Genomic DNA, 21,164 nt, shown 5'->3' on the forward strand with positions numbered 1-21,164 from the left:
TGTTATGATTCCTCTTTTCTTTTAATATAACATATATCCTATTCCACGGAATAGATGATTTTTTCAGCCTCTTCCATACTGGTTTCCCCCTCCAGGACCATCTGCAGCACGTATTCTTTTATAGACTTAAGTCCTCTCTTTCTCTGATACAGGCGGATATCCCTGGGAAGCGCGTCATCCAGTATCATGGACTTCACTTCCTCATCCACCTCCATCAGCTCGTAGACGGCTTTTCTTCTGATATATCCCGTTCCACTGCAGCAGGGACATCCCACCGCCCTGAATAAAGACTCCGGTTCCTTTAATCCCATCTCACCAAATAACCGCTTCTCCCTCTCATCCGGCGCATATGGCTTACGGCATTCCGGACACAGCAGCTTGACCAGACGCTGTGACACAATTCCGGAAAGGGCCGCCGCCGCCATATAGGGCGGCACACCCATGTTGCGCAGACGGTTAATGGTGGAAGCACAGTCATTGGTATGAAGGGTGGAAAGCACCAGATGCCCTGTGATGGCAGCTCTTACGCCAATGGACACTGTTTCCTCATCCCGCATCTCACCCACCATGATCACATCCGGATCCTGTCTTAAAATGGAGCGGAGCGCTGTGGCAAATGTAAGGCCTGATTTTGGATTGATCTGCACCTGGGTGATTCCCTCGATCACCTTTTCCACAGGATCTTCCACTGTAACCACGTTGATCTTCTTTTTCACAATGCGGCTGAGCACCGCATAGAGCGTGGTGGTTTTGCCGCTTCCCGTGGGACCGGTCACCAACACGATCCCATGAGGCACCTTGAGGATGCGTTCAAATACTTCCCTCTGTTCCTCATTCATGCCAAGGCGCTTTATATCCATCAGGGAATTATCCCTGTCATTTCCTAAAAGTCTGAGCACCACCTTCTCCCCAAAGATAGTGGGCAGGGTGGAAATCCTCAGATCAGTGGACACGGATGCCTTCTCATAGTGATACTTTCCATCCTGCGGAAGACGTTTCTCCGCAATATCCATACCGGCCATCAGCTTAAGGCGTGTCACCATGGGACGGTGATATTCCATTTCCAGGGTAGTATGGACGATCAGGTCACCGTTGATCCTCATGCGGATCACAAGATCATGCTTGCCCGGCTCCACATGGATATCACTGGCATTTCTGGAATAGGCGTTCTCTATGATGGCGTTGACCATGCGGACTACCGGCGCACTCTCCACCCGCTCCATGAACAGAAGCTCGTTCTGCCGGTCCAAAGAGGAGATGTCCATGGCTTCCCCTGAACCGCCAAACCTTTCCCGGCTGCTTCCATAAGTTTTCTCAATGGCCTTCTCCATTGCACAGGAGGTTACAAGCATGGCTTTTACCTCCATGCCTGTTATGGTGGCTGTCTCATCCAGTATGTCCTGGTCCATGGGATAGGCGGCTGCCACCACCAATCTGTCTCCGTCAAAATCAATGGGAATGATCCTGTTGCGCTCCGCAAATGCAGGAGAAACCATATCGGCCGCTTTCAGGTCGATCCTTATATCATCCAGATTCACCACAGGTACATGGTCTCTCAGAGCGGCACACTGGATCACTGCTTCCTCGGTCACATAACCCAGATCCATCAGAAGTTCTTCCACTGACTGGTCCATGTCCTGCCCCCTGAAATGCATGGCACGGTCCAGCTGGTTCTGCGTCAGGTAATGATGCTTTACCAGCAGTTCCTCTATTGTCAATTTATTTGGCACTGGTTGTCTCCTTTCAATTATAGTGGTATAATTCCCTTAATCAGAATTCAGTTTTAAAGAGGTCCTATATGAATCCATTGTACCCAGTTATATATGCATTGTTCGGCGCTGTCACGGGAAGCTTTCTCAACGTATGTATCATGCGGATTCCCAAAGGTGAAACCTTTGTCACCGGACGTTCCCATTGTCCCTCCTGCCAAAGGCAGCTGCCCGCCATTGACATGATACCTGTCCTTTCCTGGCTGTTCCTCAGAGGGAAATGCCGCTTCTGCCACACAGCCGTCTCTCCCCAATATCCGATCGTGGAGGCGGGGAGTGCCTTGATCTTTTATTTGTGCTGCCTGGTCAAAGGCCCCGGAGCAGAGTCCGTTATCCTGTGCGCCTTTGCATCCCTCCTGACCGTTGCGGCCTGGATTGACGCAAGATATTTATATATTCCCGATGGGATCCATATACTCATCCTGCTTCTTGGACTGGCATCCATTATCCTATGCCGCCGGCCCGGGATCCTGGAACGCATGGCGGGTTCGTTTATCTGCGGCGGTTTTCTGGAAATACTCCGAATCCTTACCAGGGGAGGTGTGGGCGGAGGAGATGTAAAACTTCTGGCTTCCAGCGGTTTTCTTCTTGGTGCCAGAGCCGGAATAGCCTCTGTCTTCATGGCTTATGTGATAGCCGGCCTGTGGTATCTTATCCCTCTGCTCAGGGGCCGGGTAAACGGCAAGACAAGCGCACCCATGGCGCCCTTCTTTGGCCTGTCCCTTATGGTATGCGGACTGTGGTACAGCGAGATCATAACCTGGTATCTGGGTCTGTTTCTTCCGTAAACAGATCCTGTTCCTATTCGTCCCCTTCCTCATAATAGCGGTAAACACCATTTCCATCCAGGTATACCCGTTCCCCTCTTGACCTCCGGTACATGCTGCCCCTGTCGATCACGGCTCCGTCACTGTGATCAAACACAATATCCGCTTTCAGCGAAAATGTATACCCATTACAAACCACCTTGGTACTTACATTGGCAGACCTGGCAAGCGGTTTTGCCTTGACCGTAATGTCCACTGACACATCCTCATCGGGCTGTCCGCTGGTCCCCTTCATCACATATTCTTTATTCCCAAGGGCATGGTAAAGATACCGCTCCCACCGTCCATCGATGTGGTCATGACTGCCGTCAGCCTCTCCATCCGCAGCCGCTTCCACGCGCTCATCCACATTTTCCGCGGAATCTTCTACTGCTTCCTTTTCCGCGGCATCCTCTTCCGCGGCGTCATCTTCCACAGCGTCATCTTCCGCAGCGTCCTCATTTTCCTCTTCGTCCGCCATCATTTCCTCATATTCTTCACGTACCATGTCACGGTCCGACTCAAAGCACTGCCAGATACTGTTCATAACGTCTGACTCTCCGCCTCCCACCGATTCACAAAAGGTACGGTGGATGGTCTTGGCCGTAAGCTGTGCTTCCATATATTTTCTGCTGTTCAGGGTGGACTGCATGTTGAACTTGGAAATGGTCATATATCCGCAGGAAAATACGGTCAGAAGGGTGACGAAAAGAACTACATAGATCATACTGCTGCCCCTGTCACCACCGCCCGGCATGCCATGGCCAGCAGCCCCGTCCTTCCTGTTACCACCCAACAACATCATCTCCCTCAATCTCATAATCATACATGGAACGTATGACCACTTCCTGTTCATAAACCTGCTCCTCTTCCTTTTTCACCACAAGGAGAGCCCTGACTTCCCTGCTTGTGGTTCCCCCAAAATCCAGTTCCAGAGTCATGCCGTCCATCTCCTCCACCTCAAGATCCCCGGCAGCAATACGGGGCCATTTGTCCATGGGCGGAAGCATCTCATAAACGGAACCGTCAGACTCGTGTACGGACTCATAGGGCTCGGTCTTTCTTATATAATATGCCAACTCATCCGGGCGGTCGGGATCTGCATGATACACATATCCATACCGCAGCACCTTCTCCAGCTTCACATACGCCTCTGCGCACATTGCCTTTGCCTGGGACAACTGGTCGAACTCATTATACAGCCCGATCTGCGGGCGTATGAATCCTATGGCAAATACGGTCACCATCGCAGTGATGGCCAATGCTATTACTGTTTCCAATAGTGTAAATCCCCTGCTGCCTGTCATATTTCCCTTTGATGATCGATTATCCATTCTCTACCTGTGCCTATATACTATAATTGAATACCCAGGGCCCGAACAGTCCCCAAATTCCTCATCCCTGCCTTCGTCCTCCCTGACACTGTACTGATAAAATATTTCCTCAGCCCCTGCATCCGGATAGCCGGAGTCCCCTTCCATGGAAAACTCCACCACCAGCTCCGCACCTGTGGCTTCTCCCAATCCTTCTTCCGCCATGGCGCTGAGCCTGTAATTGGACTGGTCCAGTCTGTGCTCCTTTGCCAGAAGACCTGTATTGGCCCCTGTCATCATAAGGAATCCTGTAGCTGTAACCATCAAAAGTGCGGTGGATGCAATCACCTCGATCAGCGTAAACCCTTCCCGGCCACGTTTTCTATTCCGTTTCTTCATAATAATATCTGACCTCCACCATACCGCTCAAGACGCTGCTCCCCGCCTGACTGTTCTCCGTCTGACTGTTCTCACTGGGGCTGGCTGTCCTGCCATCCGCCTCCCCGTCCTTTTCCTTCAGATCAATGTAACTGATAAAAAGGCTTGCCGGCTCCTCATAAACCTCATCCACAAAATTTTTAACCTGTTCCACTCCGGGACAGTTGACTTCCATGGTAATAACGGTTTCCATCATCATATGATCGGCTGCCCATGTGCCCACCTTCTCTGTTTCCTCATCCATGGGAAGAGGGCCGTTGATACTCATCCTCACGATCTCCACGCCGGAGCGTTTGGCAATTTCCTGGAGATGGCGGTCCATAAACGCATCGTCTATGTCATGGTAAAAGAATTCATCATCCTCCTCACCGTCCTGTTCCTTAAGCCTTTCCTCTAAGTCAGCGAACTGTTCCAAATACAGGTCCATCCTGTCCTTTTCTCCCTCCAGTTCCAGCAGATCCTCCCTGGTCCGGATCAGTTTTTCATATTCGGGTCCGATCAGGAGTTTAAAGGCCATGGTCCACAGGAGTACAAGTATCAAAATACCTATGAGGAAACGTTCCCTTTTACTGAATCTCATTCTGACCTCCCTGCTCCAGGACACCCCTGATCGATGCATAGACACGCCAGCCGTCCACATCCTCCCGTTTCTCCCACAAGGTGTGGCTTACCTCCCTGAATATGCCGGAGGATCTCACTTGTTCCACATAAGCGGGTACTTGGGCCGGATCATTATGGGAGATGACCATTTCCAGATAAGAGGCGTGACCGCGCTCGTAAACCACGGATCCCACCTGCATGTCCGGCTCCATGGCCTCTGTAAATGCCTCAAAATGCTCTTTTCTCAGATAGCTGGATGCAGCCTTCCTGGCTATCTCCGCCGCATTCCTGCGGGCGGCCTCCTCCACCATACGGCTGTCCAGATTCTGTATCTTCTGGTAGCGCTCCCTGTACTCCGTGGCATTCATGTCCCCGCGAAGGCTCACCATATCCTGATATGTCTGATGACTGAGCGCCTGTATATAAACAAAGATTCCCGCAGCCACTGCTGCATTTGCAAGGAGGAACAGGGCAAATCCCCTGGACATTATCCTGGATAATCCCCTGAACAAGCCGTCCCCCTCCCCGTCCCGGATCGCTTTTAATCTCAAGATCCCGGGAGCCCGCCTGCTTTGGGCCACGATCGCGGCCAGGGCACCGGGACTGACGGACTCCGGATCCACATTCACCTCCATATTGCGGCGAAGTGCCCTGACATCCGGTTCCACCGACACTTTAAAATCCGCACATGTGCATGGAAGTTTAAAATGTTGTTCCATAAAGGCAATTGCCTCTTTCATGTCTGAAAGGCAGTTTCCGGCCAGTACAATACGTTCAGGTCCGAATGATCCGAAATCCGTTTCAACCTGGCGCCGGATCTGTTCCGCCTGTTCCGCTATTTCCTCATACAAAAGTTTCCGGGCGTTCCGCTCACAAAATCTGCCGGCTTTTAAGGGAGTACTCCGCCATGCCAGACAGTGGCCGCTTGATACTGCATACAGGCCCATCCCCTCCTTTTCCACATCGATCAATATACTATTGCGCGTTTTACACAGGATCTGGGCTGCCGCCGCGGCACAGTCAGGCACCAGAAAAGTGGATCCATGAAGGATCCCGGCCTGTTCCATGGCATCTGTGTATACATCCAGCTTTTCCTTTTCCATATAATAGACCATAACAGGAATATGGCGTTCTCCAAATCCCCTCTGGATATCCACTGCAGCCAGGCAGTCCGCTTTGCATTTTCCCTCTGCGACAAGCTCATTTCCGGCCATACGCCTCAATGCCCGGTCCCCGGACTTGGGAAGCAGCACTTTCATATAGGAAAGGTCACGTCCCAGCACCAGGTTAACCTTTCTTCCCGCCAGGTCGTGCGCTTTTGCCAGGCACATGAATACGCCCTTCATGTCTGCGTCCGCGGACACACTCCGGGCATCCTGTACCACGATCCTTCCACGGCCCGGGTCACGGCCCGGTTTCCTGTATGTTCCGCAGACATATGTAATCTCATGTTCTTCCACACATATATAATGTTTCATCCTAAGTCTCCGTTCCGCCTTACGCATGGACGTCATTTTCCTCTTACAGCATCGAAGAATACATATTAAAGACAGGTATCATCACAGCCATGACAATGGAGCCAACAATCAATGCCATAAACAGGATCATCACCGGTTCTAAAAGGGCAACCATCTGTCCCAAGGCTCTGCCGGCCTCCCGCTGATAATAACCGCCTGCCTCAGACAATACGGTATCCAAAGCTCCTGATTCTTCACCTGCCACCACCATGGATATCAGGATCGGATGAAAAACATCCAGTTCCTTCAGTACCTGGGAAAGCATTTCTCCCCTTTTCATGTTCTCCGCTGCCCGTTCCAGACATTTCTCCACATATGTATTGCCAATGACACGCCCTGAAGCATGGATGGCATCCAAAATCCCAACACCGCTTCCATACAGCACCGCAAAGGTGGACGCAAAGCGCGAGGTCTCAACTGTTCTCAATAGTTTACCAATAACCGGAATATGGAGGATAGCCCGGTCAGCCTTTAACCGGACAGAAGGAATCATAAGAACTCCCATAGACAGGGCAATAAAAACCATTATCAATATCATATAATACAATCCGTAGTTTCTCAAGCTGATACTTACTCCCATCATCAAACGTGTAATCCAGGGAAGCTCCTGTTCCTCCATCATGGAAGCAAACTGGGGCAATACCGTTGTCAGCATAAAGACCGAAGCAATCACCGTGATGCAAAACAGGATGACAGGGTATGTCATAGCCGTACGCACCTTACCATTCAGTTCTTCCTCGCGGTCATAATACTCAGCCATCCTTTCAAGCATATGATCCAGCGTCCCACTGGCTTCACCTGTCTGAACCATATAGACCAATAGCTTGGGAAATGCTCCCGGCATCTCCTCCATGGCTTCATAAAGGGTCCGCCCTTTATGGACACTTTCCCTTAATTTAATCAAAGTTTCTTTCACCGTCCGGTCCTGGGAGGACTCATAGCTGACAGCCAGGGCTCTGGAAAGAGGAACCCCTGCGGCCAACATGGCCGCTAACTGTCTGCACAGAGGAGGAAGCATCTTCCCCTTCAGCTTTACCGGGCGAAGTTTTGTCCCCGACTCCATGGAATGATAATCCATACAGTAAAGCCCCTTAAACCGCAGGCCTTTAAGGAGGGCATCCTCATCCGCCGCCTCCATAACTCCCTTAAAGACCTTTCCATCCAAGTTCTTTGCCTTATATCTGTAACGCGGCACAGGAAACACCCCCTTTTATATTTGCTCACGACTAAAAGCCGGCCTCATCTGAATGGATCAGACAAAGCCGGCATTTTACCCCGATATATAATTGATTAACGGAAACAATTCTGAGCCGGCTCATAGCGATAACCAATGCCTGACAACACAGATATAATATTCGATTGATCCGTATCCAGCGCCTGGCACATCTCTTCCAGAGAATTATAATTGTCACGGAGCTGTGTATTAACATAACTTAATAATATAATAGGATCTTTTGGAAGGGTGTTCACATGTTTTACCTGCCTTTTAATCTGTTATAGTCCAGAACCAAACGGTGAATTTCATTTCAGCCGAAACGATTATATCACCTGCAAGTAACGTTTTCAACATTATTTTGGGGTATTTTCTCGTTTTTTTACCGCGATTTGTAAGTTGTTGGAATTAAATTTCATTATTAGAAGTATTCAGATAATATTTTATAAGAATATTTATGTAATCCTATCCTTGCATTAGTAAATATATGTAAAAACCACAGGGTTTCATACAAAAACCCTGTGGTTTTACCTACTCTTCTGCTCTGTTGTATTTAATCCTATTCCACATAGGCGATCAGTCTGCTGCCATCCTCAGCCACATCAACTACAATGGTATTGCCTTCCCTTACTCCATCGCCCAGAATGATCTTAGCGGCCAGTGTCTCCACATGTTTCTGGAGATACCGTTTCAGGGGACGGGCACCATACACGGGATCATAGCCGCGCTCGGTGATAAACTCCTTTGCACTGTCCGTAAGTTCAATGGTAAGGTTCCTGTCGGACAGGCGTTTATTCAGATCAGCCACACACAGATCCACAATACGGCTGATATTTTCTCTGGTCAGAGGTTTGAACAGGATCATCTCATCCAGCCTGTTCAGGAACTCAGGACGGAAGTGGGCCCTCAGGTCGTTCATGACCGCTGCCTCTGCCTCGGGCCTGATCCGCCCCTGGCTGTCAATTCCCTCCAGCAGGTACTGGGATCCAATATTGGAGGTGAGTATAATGATCGTATTCTTAAAGTCCACTGTCCTGCCCTGGGAATCCGTAATACGTCCGTCATCCAGGACCTGGAGCAGTACATTGAATACATCCGGGTGGGCCTTCTCCACCTCATCAAACAGCACCACGCTGTATGGCTTGCGGCGTACGGCCTCTGTCAGCTGGCCGCCCTCGTCATAACCCACATATCCTGGAGGTGCGCCGATCAGACGCGCCACGGAATGCTTTTCCATGTATTCACTCATATCAATACGGACCATGTTGGACTCGTCATCAAACAGTGCTTCCGCCAATGCCTTGGCCAATTCCGTCTTGCCTACGCCTGTGGGGCCCAGGAACAGGAATGAGCCAATGGGCTTTGTGGGATCCTTGATCCCGGCCTTGGAACGGATGATAGACTCCGTGACCTTTTGTACGCCCTCATCCTGGCCCACCACACGTTTGTGAAGAACCTCATCCAGATGCAGGGTCTTGCTTCTTTCACTCTCTGTTAGTTTCGACACCGGTACGCCGGTCCATCTGGACACGATCCTGGCAATCTCATCCTCGGTCACACTCTCGTGGACAAGGCTCAGATCCTCCTTCTTGACCCGTTCCTCCTCTGCCTCCAGCTCCTTCTGAAGCTGCGGCAGCCTGCCATACTGCAGCTCCGCCGCCTTGTTCAGGTCATAACGCTGCTTGGCATCCTGAATATCCCGGTTCACTGCTTCTATCTCTTCCCTGAGGGAGGAAAGGCGGTCCACACTTGCCTTCTCATTCTCCCACTGGGCCTTTTTTGCCGCAAACTCATCATGGAGTTCCGCCAGTTCCTTCTGCAGGTCGGCCAGACGGTCCCGGCTCAGCCGGTCAGTCTCTTTCTTAAGGGCCGCCTCCTCGATCTCCATCTGCATGATCTTCCTGGACATCTCATCCAGCTCAGCCGGCATGGTATCCAACTCCGTCTTGATCATGGCACAGGCCTCATCCACAAGGTCAATGGCCTTATCCGGAAGGAAACGGTCTGAGATATAGCGGTCTGACAATGTAGCTGCGCTGACCAGGGCGGAGTCTGTGATCTTCACGCCGTGGAATACTTCATACCTCTCCTTAAGTCCCCTTAAGATGGAAATGGTATCCTCCACCGATGGCTCATCCACCAGTACGGGCTGGAACCTGCGTTCCAGGGCCGCATCCTTTTCAATATACTGTCTGTACTCATTCAATGTAGTGGCGCCGATACAGTGAAGTTCCCCTCTTGCCAGCATTGGCTTTAACATATTGCCTGCATCCATGGAGCCCTCTGTCTTACCTGCACCCACAATGGTATGGAGTTCATCGATAAACAGGATGATCTGCCCATCGCTTTTTTTCACTTCCTCCAGCACTGCCTTCAGACGTTCCTCAAATTCACCCCTGTACTTGGCGCCTGCCACCAAAGCCCCCATATCCAGGGCAAACAGCTTCTTATCCTTTAACCCGTCAGGCACATCCCCCCGCACGATACGCTGGGCCAGGCCTTCCACAACAGCAGTCTTGCCAACGCCGGGCTCACCGATCAATACAGGGTTATTCTTTGTCTTACGGGACAGGATGCGGACCACGTTCCTGATCTCACCGTCACGGCCGATCACAGGATCCAGCTTCTGATCCCTGGCCCGCTCCACCAGATCGTAACCATACTTCTGGAGGGTATCATAGGTGGCTTCCGGATTATCCGTCACCACTCTCTGGTTGCCCCTGACCGTGGACAGAGCCTGCAGGAATGTTTCCCTTGTAATATTATAAAGCTTAAACAGCGCCTTAATATCCTTGTTGGAATGCTTGAGAAGGGATAAGAATAAATGCTCCACTGACACATACTCATCGCCCATGGCCTTGGCTTCATCCTCGCCATTGATCAGAACCTTATTCAGGTCATTGCTGATGTACAGCTGCCCGCCTCCGCTTACTTTTGTAAGGCGTTCAACCGCCTGTTTCGCTTCATTGGTAAACATATCGCCCTGGATCCCCATCTTGGTGATCAGTTTAAGGATCAGACTGTCATCCAGGGTCAGCAGACTGTAGAGCAGGTGCTGCTGATCGATCTGCTGGTTTCCATACTCATATGCCAGCTTTTCGCAGTTCTGCACTGCTTCCATTGATTTTTGCGTAAATTTATTAATATTCATCGCCCATTCCCCTTTCTCTGTCTCCTCCGCCATAGAAGTATGTATCATAACCTCATAATCTTGTTCATAGGATACGTATCTTCCGGAACGGATGGAAATCGGAATTGTGCTGCGGTTTTCTTTGTTCTAGTCGTACTATAACACATGTTGTTAGCACTGTCAAGGGTCGAGTGCTAATTTTTTTTAAAAATGAGGGGGCGGGTAAAAAGTCAAAAAACCGGCCTCTGCTTCCCGCAAAGGCCGATCTTCAATCTATGTCCTTTTATTTACTTTACTCCGGTAGCCCTAATTGCTTTATCCGTAAGTGTGCCCTCATAGGTCACAGTAGCCGTATCCCCTACCTTCACTCCGTCAAACATTCCTTCGGTTCCCAGGAATGTAAACAGGGTATTTTCAGGATCCACTGTATCCAGTACCACGTAGTCAGATTTTACTTCCGCAACCTTGCCTGTCAGGGCATTCACCTTGGCATCCGGCGTGTCTTTGGCATCTTCGGTCACGATCTTTGTTGCAACCGGCTTATCTTCCTCGTCCTCCAGATCTCCGTAGAATGTCACATCAGCGTTCACGCCTGCCTTGATGCCTCCCTTAGTCACCTTCTGGGCGATCAGGGCGTTAAATGTATAAATACCGTCCTCTGTTTTCAGAGTCACTGTCTTGTCATCGGCCTTCTCAATGGTCCCGCTTATGATCTCATCGTTCTCTGCGGCAGCTTCTGCCTCTGCTTCCTCAGCAGCGGATGTAATGATCTCAACGGATTTTGCCTTGGTGACATCCTGTGACATCTCACCGTTAAACGTTACCTCTACCTCGTCACCCACACCAATGGCGTCCGCTCCTGTGATCTCGGCGTCTGTAATATCAAACTTTACTGCTTTGTCCTCACCCTCTGCAACGGTTATGATCTTATCATTTACCTCGCCAACAAAACCATAGAAGTAATCCTCTTCCAGGTCATCTTCAGCCTCGGCGGATGCTGTGGCGGCTTCTGTTGTCTGGGCTTGTGTTGTAGTTGGTGCTGTGGTCTCATTTGTCTTTGAAGAACACGCTGTCATCCCCAGGGCCAGGGCCATGACTGCGATCGTTAAATAGTGTTTTTTCATAATGGATCTCCTCTTTTCTATTGCTGACACATGCTGCATTTAAACGCTGGAGGCGGAAAACGGGTTATCCCATACATGTTAATGCCCCCGCCGCGTTCACGATACATATTACTACGAAAAACACTATTTTACTATGTCTTTTTCTTTAATTTTTCCTAAACAATTAAGAAATCCCCATTCTTCCAATGGACTCCCATACCAGCTTTTTGAACAGAGGCGCTACCCTGTCCGAGGTTTCCTGGACCTCCTCATGGGACAGAGGGACATCCGTCATTCCGCAGGCCAGGTTGGAAATACAGGAAATCCCGCATATTCTCATTCCCATGTGATTGGCAGCCACTGCCTCGCACGCGGTACTCATTCCCACAGCGTCACCTCCCAGGACCCTGCACATCTTCACCTCCTGGGGGCTTTCATAGGCAGGACCTGTGAGCTGCACATAGACACCTTCCTTAAGTTGAATATCCAGCTCACGTGCCGTGTCCCTGATCATAGTTATCAGGTCTTCATCATAGATATGGCTCATGTCCGCAAACCTTGGCCCCAGCTCATCCAGATTGGCTCCGATCAGGGGGGATGGTACAAAGCAGGATATCTGGTCCTTGATCAGCATAAAATCCCCGGCCGCAAAGTCAAAATTCACTCCCCCGGCCGCATTGGTCAGAAACAGGATCTGGGCACCCATCAGTTTCATCAGGCGGATGGGAAGCACCACATCGGTCATGGGATATCCTTCATAGTAGTGCACCCGGCCCTGCATCATCACCGCAGGAACCCCATTGATATGGGCAAATACAAAACGCCCCTTGTGTCCGGGCACTGTGGACACCGGGAACCCCTGTATGTCATGATAGTCAATGGTGTCTTCCACCTCCACCTGTTCCGCAAAATCCCCAAGTCCTGACCCCAGCACCAAAGCCACCTTTGGTTTAAAGGGAAGCCTGTCCTTTACACTGTCATAACAGTTCATTAATTTTTCATATACCGGATTTGTCATGTCTGTTCTCCTTCTCATCAATCTGTACCCTCCGTGCACAAAGGGCTCACACGCCCTAAATCCACTTAGGGTGTCAGTTAAAGTATATCATAGACCCGGCCGCTGCCTCAACCATGAATCTCAGGCAGACACCGCTCCTGTCTTTCCCTCCTCCTTTTCTTAAGCCATCCTGCGGACAAGATAAGGATTCCCACCCCAATGCCCACAAGGCCGGCTCCCACCGTGATCACAAAACCGCTGCGCACCCAGTACCACAGCGGACTCTCCCGGGAAGGCCGCGCAGTGCCCGGTCCCTGATCCGGCTCATATACATCCGGCTGTTCCTCATCCACCCATATCTGAGAGGGGCGGACCGGCCGGTAGACCATTTCCAGTTCATAAGATACCGGCTCCTTTAATGATACCGTACCTTCGTAGGTGACCTCATAATCCCTCACCAGCTTCTGTCCCCTGGCCATGGCCTGCCTGCACATCTGCCCCTCGTCATCCTCAAAGGGTTCTCCCGCCCATTCCATGGACAGGATCCTGTATTCACCGGCGCTCAGCCCCATTATGCCCAGAATTTCTTCCTGCGCGCTTACAGCGGAGGCCAGTACATCGCTTCCGTCTATCACCATGGACCCCGCCTGATACTCATCCGCCCCATATGCGTGGAACAGGACAGGCGCCTCAAATCCGTCCTGCCATTCTTCCTTTGTAATCCTGGCGTCCCGTATAAAGAGTTCGCCGTCAGCCGGTCCGCCTGACAGCTCCTCCTGTACCCCAATTGACTGAGGAAACCCCTCTGCACCTTCCACTGCCGGATAAACCACCTGCTTTTCCATGTGGCGGTCCGCCATGTGTTCCGGGATCTCCTTTACTTCATACCGCTCCAGCTCAAATTGGTTTCCCTTTCTGTCCCAGTACGTTTCCTCCGGCGTTTCCGGAACCTCTGCCTGCTCCAGTTTTCTTGTAAGATACAAAAGGTCATCCGTACCCGGTTCCTGAACTGCTCCGGGCCGTGCATAGACTGATGTTACATTTGCCGTAAGACACAGCAGGATCATAAACAGGTACTTCCAGATTTCTTTCTTCCAGACGTTTCCCTTCCAGGCTGCTCCTTTTATGTTCCGGCCTTTCCGGCTATTTCCTCTTTCTTTTGTCATAACCATCCCTCCTTGGTATATTCAAATTACATTGTCATCCTTTTCTCAGGAAATGACAGACTGCAAATCCTATGAAATTATCAAGGTACGGGATCCGTGGCATACATTGTTAATGGGAAATCCGCAGGTCTCAGAAAGAAACCGCGTCTCTGCGCCAATGCACAGACAGGTGTCTGAACGAATCACCTGTGCTCATATTATACATAACCTGAAGCCAATATGCAAGGCTGAATTGGTGTTTGCCTGTCAAGTTTACATGACCCAAGTTTACATGCCATATCCCTGCATATAAGATCAATACCCTCGGTGGACAAGCTACACCAAAAAGGAAAAAGCGGTACCATATCAGTCCGGCACCGCTTTTTCCATCTGTCTCTATCTATTTATATCTCTCATATATTTACATTTTATTTGGAAAAATACTCCTTTGTGGCCTTCCTGACCTGAGGGGCCAGCACCACCATTGCAATCAGGTTGGGAATAGTGAGAAGGCCCAAGGCAATGTCCTGGATGACCCATACAAGTTCAATCTCAGCCAGCGCGCCCACAATACAGAAACAGGGGAATACATACTTAAACTTGCCTGCCACCCCTGCCCCGAATATGTAGTTCAGGCCCACAAATCCAAAATACCACTGGCTCATCAGGGTGGTGGATGAAAACAGCAAAAGGCACAATGCCACCACATAGCGCAGGGGTTCCCATACACTGGCAAATGCGTTGATGGCAAGCACATTGCCCGGCGCACCGGAATCCAGAACGCCAGTGACCCCCAGAATCAGCCCCGTAATGGTACAGATGACAAAGGTATCCAGAAATACCTCGGCCACGCCTGTGATCCCCTGCTCTACAGGATGGTTTACCTGGGCGGCTGAATGGATCACAGGAGCAGATCCCTCACCTGCCTCGTTGGAATAGAGCCCACGTGCGACACCTTTTTGCATGGCCACAAGCATGGCTCCCATGGCGCCTCCCGCCATGGCGCGCATGCCGAAGGCGCCGGCAAATATATCCGCAAATACCCCCGGCACCTTGGTAATATTGGCCAGGATAATGCACATGCCTCCCACCACATAGATAACCGCCATGGACGGGACCAGGGTCTGGGCCACATGGGCCAGGCGCTTTAATCCGCCCAGGGTAATGATGAAAATAAGCAGTACAAGCACAATACCGGTGGTCAGATAGGGAACGCCGAAATTTTCCTTCATAACACCGCTTATGGTGTTGGACTGGATAAAGTTTCCTCCAATGATTTGGGTCACCATAAAGAATGCGCAGAGAGTGGCCAGCCAGGGAAGACGGAGTCCCTTCTTTATGTAGTACATGGGGCCGCCCACATAGTTGCCCTCTTCATTTTTTTCCCGGTAAAGCATGCCCAGGATGATCTCGCCGTACTTGGTAGCCATTCCCACAAAAGCAGCCACCCACATCCAAAAGATCGCTCCCATTCCTCCTGCAAGCACGGCTGTGGACACGCCCACGATATTCCCGCTTCCCACGCAGGATGCAATGGCCGTACACAGAGCCTGAAAAGAAGAAATGGTTCCTGACTCTTTGGATTCCTTATCTTTTGAACGGATCGGCTCCCAGATGGTCTTCTTAATGATATAGCCAAAACGCCTGACCTGGATGCCTCCGGTCATGATGGTATAAAGAAGACCCACACCCAAAAGCACGAATAACAGCCAGTTGCCCCACAGCCAGTCGTCAAAGGTTGTCAGAATCGCCTGAAACTCTTTCATTCTTCCTCTCCTCCTCTATGTCTCAGTGTACTCTTGTAATCTCCTGGTACTCAGATTTGCGGGATGATTTTTTGTCACTGCAAAGATGGGTGCCGTGGAGACTCTGAGAGTGCCAGCATTTACCATTCCAGGTAAATGGGGTTCGTCCATGCAGTGCGGCCGTATTTGTCCACTGCCTCCACCCGTATATAGGTTTCATGGCCTTTCAGGGTGTACTCACTGTGGTTCAGGGTATCCTTAAAACGCTCACCTAAAACCGTGGTTCCATCGTTGATAATATTTCCACATACAAAATTTACATGGTTCACACCGGATGTGTCAATCCATACCTTCCCGTCCTTCACGCCCCAGTCATAGATCTCAGGCCCGGATGAGGAATAGTAGTTTCCCTCCATAAAGTTCTGCACAATGCTGTCATGGTTCAGGTCCGGCGCCTGGACACAGATCCAGCCCCCGCAGGAGTCCTCGAAAAGCCCCTCATTGTGATTGTCATCGCTGGCAAACGCATTGACACGCCTGCCCATGCGCAGCATTCTGTCCCAGTAGGTCACATCATATCCTGTATTGGATTCCTGGACCGTATTATAGTTAAATATTTCCAGGGCGCTGATGCCCTCCGTATGGATAAACTCCTCCTCCGTGACCCGGCTCCAGATCGGATGGTTGTAGGTGGTAACGCATCCATGGTCCCTCAGCATATCCGCCGCCTCCTGGGCTGCCTGGGCGCCGGTCCACTCCCCAAAAAACTTCATGGGCGGAATGTACTGCATATGTCCGTATGTTCCCAGAGGAGCTGCGTCCTGCATGGCCTGGGTTCCCAGAATACCGTGGAGATGGTGTACCTTATATCTCTCATTCGTGCCCTTGGCCCGGTAGAGGATCACACTGCTCTCCACCGCGGGCAGGATGATAAATGTTTCCGTGTTAAACTGTTCCCTGAAATCCGTAAATATATCGTGCTCTGAAAAGCACATGAAATGGTATCCGTTATCCCTGTAAAGCGTTACCGACTGCTCCGGCGTAAGCATTCCGTCCGATACAGTGGTATGGCTGTGGATATTTCCCTTATACCAGTTTCCACAATTTTTAAAGCCGTGATATTCCTTCATTTTGATACCGTCCTTTCCCTGATGAACATTCCTGATTACAACACTGCCCGGCCGGTCATGATCACTCCGTCCCGGCCCCTGCCTGACATTTCTTAATGCGGTGGATCAGGAACGTGGATACCCCCACGCCTACCACAGCCCATCCGATCATGACCATAAAAACGATCCTGAATCCGGCCATTCCCGGATATCTGTCAAGAAAGCTGCCATACATTACATAAGCGAACGCATTGGGAAGATAGATGACCAGGGATGCAAGGCTCATAGCCGCTCCTGTAATCTCCTTTGGGACCCTAACCTCATCCATGGGGGCAAAGAACACGGCGCGCATGGTAAAGACAATTGCTCCAAATCCAAGGGTACATGCCGCTCCCAGGATCCAGCTTCCGCTCTTTCCCAATGCCTCGTGAGGCACCATAAGGAACAGGACCATGGCAATAATACATACTACAAATCCTGCACGGATGTGCTTGGCGGAAGATTTGTGGACCTTGTCGGACATAAAACCGCCTATGGGTCCCCCCACCATCTTAAGACCGTACTGGTTTATTATACCATACATCCCCACCGCAGTTGCGGGAAGGAAGTAAATTTGGTTTAAAAAAGGAATGAAATAGGTAAGTCCGCAGTAAATACAGTATACAGTAAAGCCATTTAATGAAACTGCCCAGATATCCACGCTCTTTAACGCCTGCATCATGCCGCCGAACGCGGCCTGTGCCTTGTTGACTTCCTTGCCGGATTCATCCACCCTTTTTTCGTCATTGGGAACAAAGATCAGACACAGGACACCCGCTGCTGCCGTGACAGCTGACAAGAACAACAGTCCGCCTCTCAGTGCAGCTGCGCCCTCGCCCATTGCCTTAAAGATTGCAAGAGCCGTGGATGCTATGATTACGTCCACAATGCCGCGGCCCATTTCCAGAAAACCGAACATACGTCCCTGGGTCTTTTCATCCCCTAACAGACGGATGGCTTTTAACAGCACCGGCCAGTATGTAACCTCCCCCAAAATAGCCATGACTCCAAATGCGGCCAAAAAGCCCCAGTACCCCGGGAAAGTGGAGAGATACACGCCCACAGCACCGAGTCCTATGAGGGATCCTCCTATCATATATTTCTTGCTGAACATGTCACAGATATAAATTCCTGCAATCAGACCAATGGTCTGGACAATACCGTAGGCACTCAGGGCTCCGCCGATCTGGGTGTTGCTAAGCCCCATAAACTGCTGCATGGGCACATAGAACATATCCTTCATTGATGAAAGCTTAAATGCGATTCCTCCTGAAAGTGTGAGGATACAGAATACCAGCCAGCGGTTGGGAGCTGCTTTTACTATCTTTGCCCTTGTTTCATTACTCATATCAATTAATCTCCTTTCATTCCCTGTAAAATATCACGAGCTCAACCAAATACCTCGTTACGAACATAGTATATCTGCTTTTAATTGGGTTTTCAAGCAGATTCGCAATAATATCAAATTTTTTCGCAATTATAACAAATTTTTTGTTGGTTTTTTGTGCATTTTGCATCTATAAACTTGTGATTATGTTGGTTATAATGAATTCATCCCCCTATAAACGCATTTTTTCACAACCTGGCAGTTCCGTCAAAACAGGTTTCTTCTTGGGATATTTCTGGAAATGATTGTGTTTTTGGCTTTTCCAAATTGGGAATCCGGGGTATAATAAGAAAATGAATCAGCAATATTAAGGTGTGCTCCGGTAGTTTCCGAAGGTACGCTAAGAAAGAGGGGAGGGCAAGCATTTATGCTGGCTAAACAGCGCTATAATAAGATAATGGAGCTTTTAGATAAAGATGGAATCGTACATACCGCAGAACTGGTAAAACTAATGAATGTTTCATCGGAAACCATACGGAAGGATCTGGAATATCTGGACAACCAGGGCCGCCTGTCCAGGGTCCATGGCGGCGCCGTGCCATTGGAAACAGGGAAGTCTCCGGACATTCCAGGAGGCTACATTTCCTTTCAGATCCGTAATTCCCAGAATTTGGAACAGAAAGCGGCCATCACTGCAAGGGCCGCCGCACTGGTGGGCGAGGGACAGGTCATTGCTCTGGACTATGGGAGTACCAGCCAGATGATGGCCCTTGAACTTAGGGAACGGTTCCGCAATCTTTCGGTGGTGACCAATTCCATTCAGAATGCCCTGATCCTGGCTGAGAATCCCGGCATTACCATCATCCTGACAGGAGGGATCCTAAACAGGGACGAGTATACCCTGGTAAATGATTTTTCCTCCACACTGGAGAGCATCCACATTGACATCATGTTCATGACAGTTACGGGAATCGACCCGGCGATCGGGTGCACGGACCAGCGGCTCAGCGAGATACGGATCCAGAATCAGATGCACCGCTGTGCCAGCCGGACCATTGTCCTTGCTGACTCTTCCAAATTCGGCAAAGCCAGCCTTTTAAAAATATGCCCCTTTGATGAGGTGGATACCATTGTGACCGACTCAGGCATATCACCTGAACTGGAAAGCCGGATCAGGGAAACCGGGGCAAATCTTATAATTACATGACGAAAGGTAAAATACCATGAATGTATTCGATATTCTGGGGCCTGTTATGATCGGCCCATCCAGTTCCCACACAGCGGGGGCTGCCAGGATCGGAAAGATCACGCTGGCGCTTTTGGGGGCGCCAGCGGTAAAAGCGGACATTTTTCTCCACGGTTCCTTTGCCAAAACATATAAGGGCCATGGAACAGACAAGGCACTGATTGCCGGGATCATGGGCATGGCCACAGACGACAGCCGGATCCGCATGGCTCCGGAGCTGGCCAGGAAACAGGGACTTGAGGTAACGATCACTACCGGTGATATTGACGGCGCCCATCCCAACACAGCCAAAGTGACCCTGACGGACGCGTCAGGAAAAACCGTATCCCTTTTGGGCAGCAGTATCGGCGGCGGCAACATACTCGTGAAGGAAGTCAATGGAATGGAGGTATCCATCACCGGACAGCACACCACCCTCATTGTTCTCCACAGGGACGCCCCAGGCACCATTGCTGCGGTAACTGAGGTGATGGCTGACGCGGGAGTCAATATCTGCAATTTCCGTTTGTCCAGGCAGCAAAAGGGCGGGGAGGCTGTTATGACCATTGAGATCGATGGCAGTTTTGGACCTGAACTCAATGAAAGGATAAAGATACTGCCCAATATTTTCTCCAGCACCATGCTGCAGCCCATATAATCATAAGAAGGAAGGATCTATTATGGAACTTGATTTTAATTACTCCTCTGTCGCTTCCCTGACAGCCGCAGCCCTCCGCAGCGGACTTCCCATCTCCGTCCTGGTCTTAAAGCAGCAGGCCCAGCAGATGGAGCTGCCCGAGGAACATATATATGAACAGATGCGGAAAAATTACCAGGTCATGGCGGACTGTATTGAGCCGGGATGCAAACAGGATCTGCGGAGCACCAGCGGGCTTACCGGAGGCAGCGCTTACAAAATGCGCCAAATATCTGAGAGCGGAAAAAGCCTTACAGGCTCCTTTCTCTCCGGCGCCCTTTACCGTGCCCTGGCGGTTTCTGAGTTAAATGCAGCCATGGGCCGCATTGTGGCGGCTCCCACGGCCGGCAGCTGCGGCATCCTCCCTGCCGCCCTGCTCACCATGCAGGAGGAGAAGGGATTCTCGGAACGGGACTGTGTCATGTCCCTTTTTACCGCATCAGCCGTTGGTATGGTCATTGCCAACAATGCCTCCCTGGCAGGCGCCCAGGGCGGATGTCAGGCTGAGTGCGGTTCCGCGGCTGCCATGGCTGCGGCCGCCATTGTGGAACTGGCAGGCGGTACCCCCGGTATGGTGGAAAACGCCATTGCCATTGCCATCAAGAATATCCTGGGGCTGGTATGCGATCCCGTGGCAGGACTGGTGGAAATTCCCTGCATCAAGCGCAATGCCTCCGGTGTGGCCGGGGCGTTTGTGGCAGCAGAGCTGGCACTGGCAGGGATTGAAAGCGCTATCCCGGCAGATGAAGTCATATGGACCATGAAAAAGGTGGGGGATGCCATGTCCTCTACCCTAAAGGAAACCGCAGAGGGAGGCCTGGCAGCCACCCCCACCGGAAGACGGCTTCATGAGCAGGTTTTTGGCACTGCCAGGGAACCGGGACAGGGATGCGGCAGCTGCGGTGGATGTTCCTCATAATAAGCAGCATTTTTCATAAAAACCCATGTACAATGCCGCCGGCACATTACAGGTGATACAAATCACCCTTGT

At 50.7% G+C, this 21,164-nt stretch carries 19 protein-coding genes; 4 read left to right on the top strand and 15 right to left on the bottom strand.

The genetic code is table 11. From position 1 onward, the window contains the following. Positions 1-38 precede the first annotated feature (38 nt). Positions 39-1,730, bottom strand: a complete 1,692-nt coding sequence (locus ABID13_RS08595; RefSeq protein WP_045093038.1) for a GspE/PulE family protein — start codon at positions 1,728-1,730, stop codon at positions 39-41. A gap of 68 nt (positions 1,731-1,798) precedes the next feature. Between ABID13_RS08595 and ABID13_RS08600 the strand changes: the two genes are divergently transcribed. Further along, entirely contained in the window at positions 1,799-2,557 is a 759-nt protein-coding gene (locus tag ABID13_RS08600) for a prepilin peptidase (RefSeq protein WP_048929096.1), read from the top strand. 13 nt (positions 2,558-2,570) lie between these two features. On the opposite strand, the gene ABID13_RS08605 is transcribed toward ABID13_RS08600, so the two are convergent. The 14 genes from ABID13_RS08605 to ABID13_RS08670 form a co-directional block, all read right to left on the bottom strand. Continuing rightward, a complete protein-coding gene (locus tag ABID13_RS08605; protein ID WP_334291741.1) occupies positions 2,571-3,377 on the bottom strand; it encodes a hypothetical protein in 807 nt (268 codons plus the stop codon). Then, complete coding sequence (locus tag ABID13_RS08610) at positions 3,361-3,909, bottom strand: PulJ/GspJ family protein (RefSeq protein WP_276325526.1); 549 nt, start codon at positions 3,907-3,909, stop codon at positions 3,361-3,363. Before ABID13_RS08610 ends, ABID13_RS08605 begins: the two co-directional genes overlap by 17 nt. A 3-nt stretch (positions 3,910-3,912) precedes the next feature. Further along, the gene (locus ABID13_RS08615) at positions 3,913-4,287 is read right to left on the bottom strand and encodes a type IV pilus modification PilV family protein (protein ID WP_007861965.1); all 375 of its coding nucleotides are present in this window, start codon (positions 4,285-4,287) and stop codon (positions 3,913-3,915) included. Then, positions 4,271-4,906, bottom strand: a complete 636-nt coding sequence (locus ABID13_RS08620) for a hypothetical protein (protein ID WP_048929098.1) — start codon at positions 4,904-4,906, stop codon at positions 4,271-4,273. Before ABID13_RS08620 ends, ABID13_RS08615 begins: the two co-directional genes overlap by 17 nt. Continuing rightward, the gene (locus ABID13_RS08625; RefSeq protein WP_048929099.1) at positions 4,893-6,404 is read right to left on the bottom strand and encodes a type IV pilus biogenesis protein PilM; all 1,512 of its coding nucleotides are present in this window, start codon (positions 6,402-6,404) and stop codon (positions 4,893-4,895) included. Before ABID13_RS08625 ends, ABID13_RS08620 begins: the two co-directional genes overlap by 14 nt. Positions 6,405-6,447: 43 nt before the next feature. Next, positions 6,448-7,638 carry a type II secretion system F family protein gene (locus ABID13_RS08630; RefSeq protein WP_048929100.1) on the bottom strand — a complete coding sequence of 397 codons (1,191 nt, stop codon included), beginning with the start codon at positions 7,636-7,638 and terminating at the stop codon, positions 6,448-6,450. Between the two features lie 95 nt (positions 7,639-7,733). Continuing rightward, positions 7,734-7,913 carry a DUF4250 domain-containing protein gene (locus tag ABID13_RS08635; RefSeq protein WP_082082625.1) on the bottom strand — a complete coding sequence of 60 codons (180 nt, stop codon included), beginning with the start codon at positions 7,911-7,913 and terminating at the stop codon, positions 7,734-7,736. Between the two features lie 302 nt (positions 7,914-8,215). Next, positions 8,216-10,807: an ATP-dependent chaperone ClpB gene (clpB, locus tag ABID13_RS08640; protein WP_040416153.1), complete on the bottom strand. Its 2,592-nt coding sequence runs from the start codon at positions 10,805-10,807 to the stop codon at positions 8,216-8,218. A 266-nt stretch (positions 10,808-11,073) separates the two neighbouring features. Then, a complete protein-coding gene (locus ABID13_RS08645; RefSeq protein ID WP_048929101.1) occupies positions 11,074-11,910 on the bottom strand; it encodes a hypothetical protein in 837 nt (278 codons plus the stop codon). A gap of 163 nt (positions 11,911-12,073) precedes the next feature. Continuing rightward, positions 12,074-12,907: a purine-nucleoside phosphorylase gene (locus ABID13_RS08650; protein ID WP_048929102.1), complete on the bottom strand. Its 834-nt coding sequence runs from the start codon at positions 12,905-12,907 to the stop codon at positions 12,074-12,076. Positions 12,908-13,014: 107 nt separating this feature from the next. Beyond that, a complete protein-coding gene (locus tag ABID13_RS08655; RefSeq protein WP_053095338.1) occupies positions 13,015-14,052 on the bottom strand; it encodes a hypothetical protein in 1,038 nt (345 codons plus the stop codon). A 407-nt stretch (positions 14,053-14,459) separates the two neighbouring features. Then, on the bottom strand, positions 14,460-15,797 hold the full coding sequence (locus ABID13_RS08660; protein WP_048929103.1) for an alanine/glycine:cation symporter family protein: 1,338 nt from the start codon (positions 15,795-15,797) through the stop codon (positions 14,460-14,462). Positions 15,798-15,916: 119 nt separating this feature from the next. Then, a complete protein-coding gene (locus ABID13_RS08665; protein ID WP_007861979.1) occupies positions 15,917-16,906 on the bottom strand; it encodes a PHP domain-containing protein in 990 nt (329 codons plus the stop codon). 61 nt (positions 16,907-16,967) lie between these two features. After that, entirely contained in the window at positions 16,968-18,272 is a 1,305-nt protein-coding gene (locus ABID13_RS08670; RefSeq protein WP_007861981.1) for an MFS transporter, read from the bottom strand. A gap of 406 nt (positions 18,273-18,678) precedes the next feature. Here ABID13_RS08670 and ABID13_RS08675 point away from each other — a divergent pair, with 406 nt between their 5' ends. The 3 genes from ABID13_RS08675 to sdaAA are packed head-to-tail and all read left to right on the top strand — an operon-like array spanning position 18,679 to position 21,092. Continuing rightward, positions 18,679-19,458 carry a DeoR/GlpR family DNA-binding transcription regulator gene (locus ABID13_RS08675; protein ID WP_007861982.1) on the top strand — a complete coding sequence of 260 codons (780 nt, stop codon included), beginning with the start codon at positions 18,679-18,681 and terminating at the stop codon, positions 19,456-19,458. Positions 19,459-19,474: 16 nt separating this feature from the next. Continuing rightward, entirely contained in the window at positions 19,475-20,134 is a 660-nt protein-coding gene (gene sdaAB / locus ABID13_RS08680; RefSeq protein ID WP_007861983.1) for an L-serine ammonia-lyase, iron-sulfur-dependent subunit beta, read from the top strand. A gap of 22 nt (positions 20,135-20,156) precedes the next feature. Further along, the gene (sdaAA, locus tag ABID13_RS08685) at positions 20,157-21,092 is read left to right on the top strand and encodes an L-serine ammonia-lyase, iron-sulfur-dependent, subunit alpha (protein ID WP_045093046.1); all 936 of its coding nucleotides are present in this window, start codon (positions 20,157-20,159) and stop codon (positions 21,090-21,092) included. Positions 21,093-21,164: the final 72 nt, after the last annotated feature.

This window comes from Enterocloster citroniae, assembly GCF_040545455.1.
Classification (GTDB): domain Bacteria; phylum Bacillota; class Clostridia; order Lachnospirales; family Lachnospiraceae; genus Enterocloster; species Enterocloster citroniae.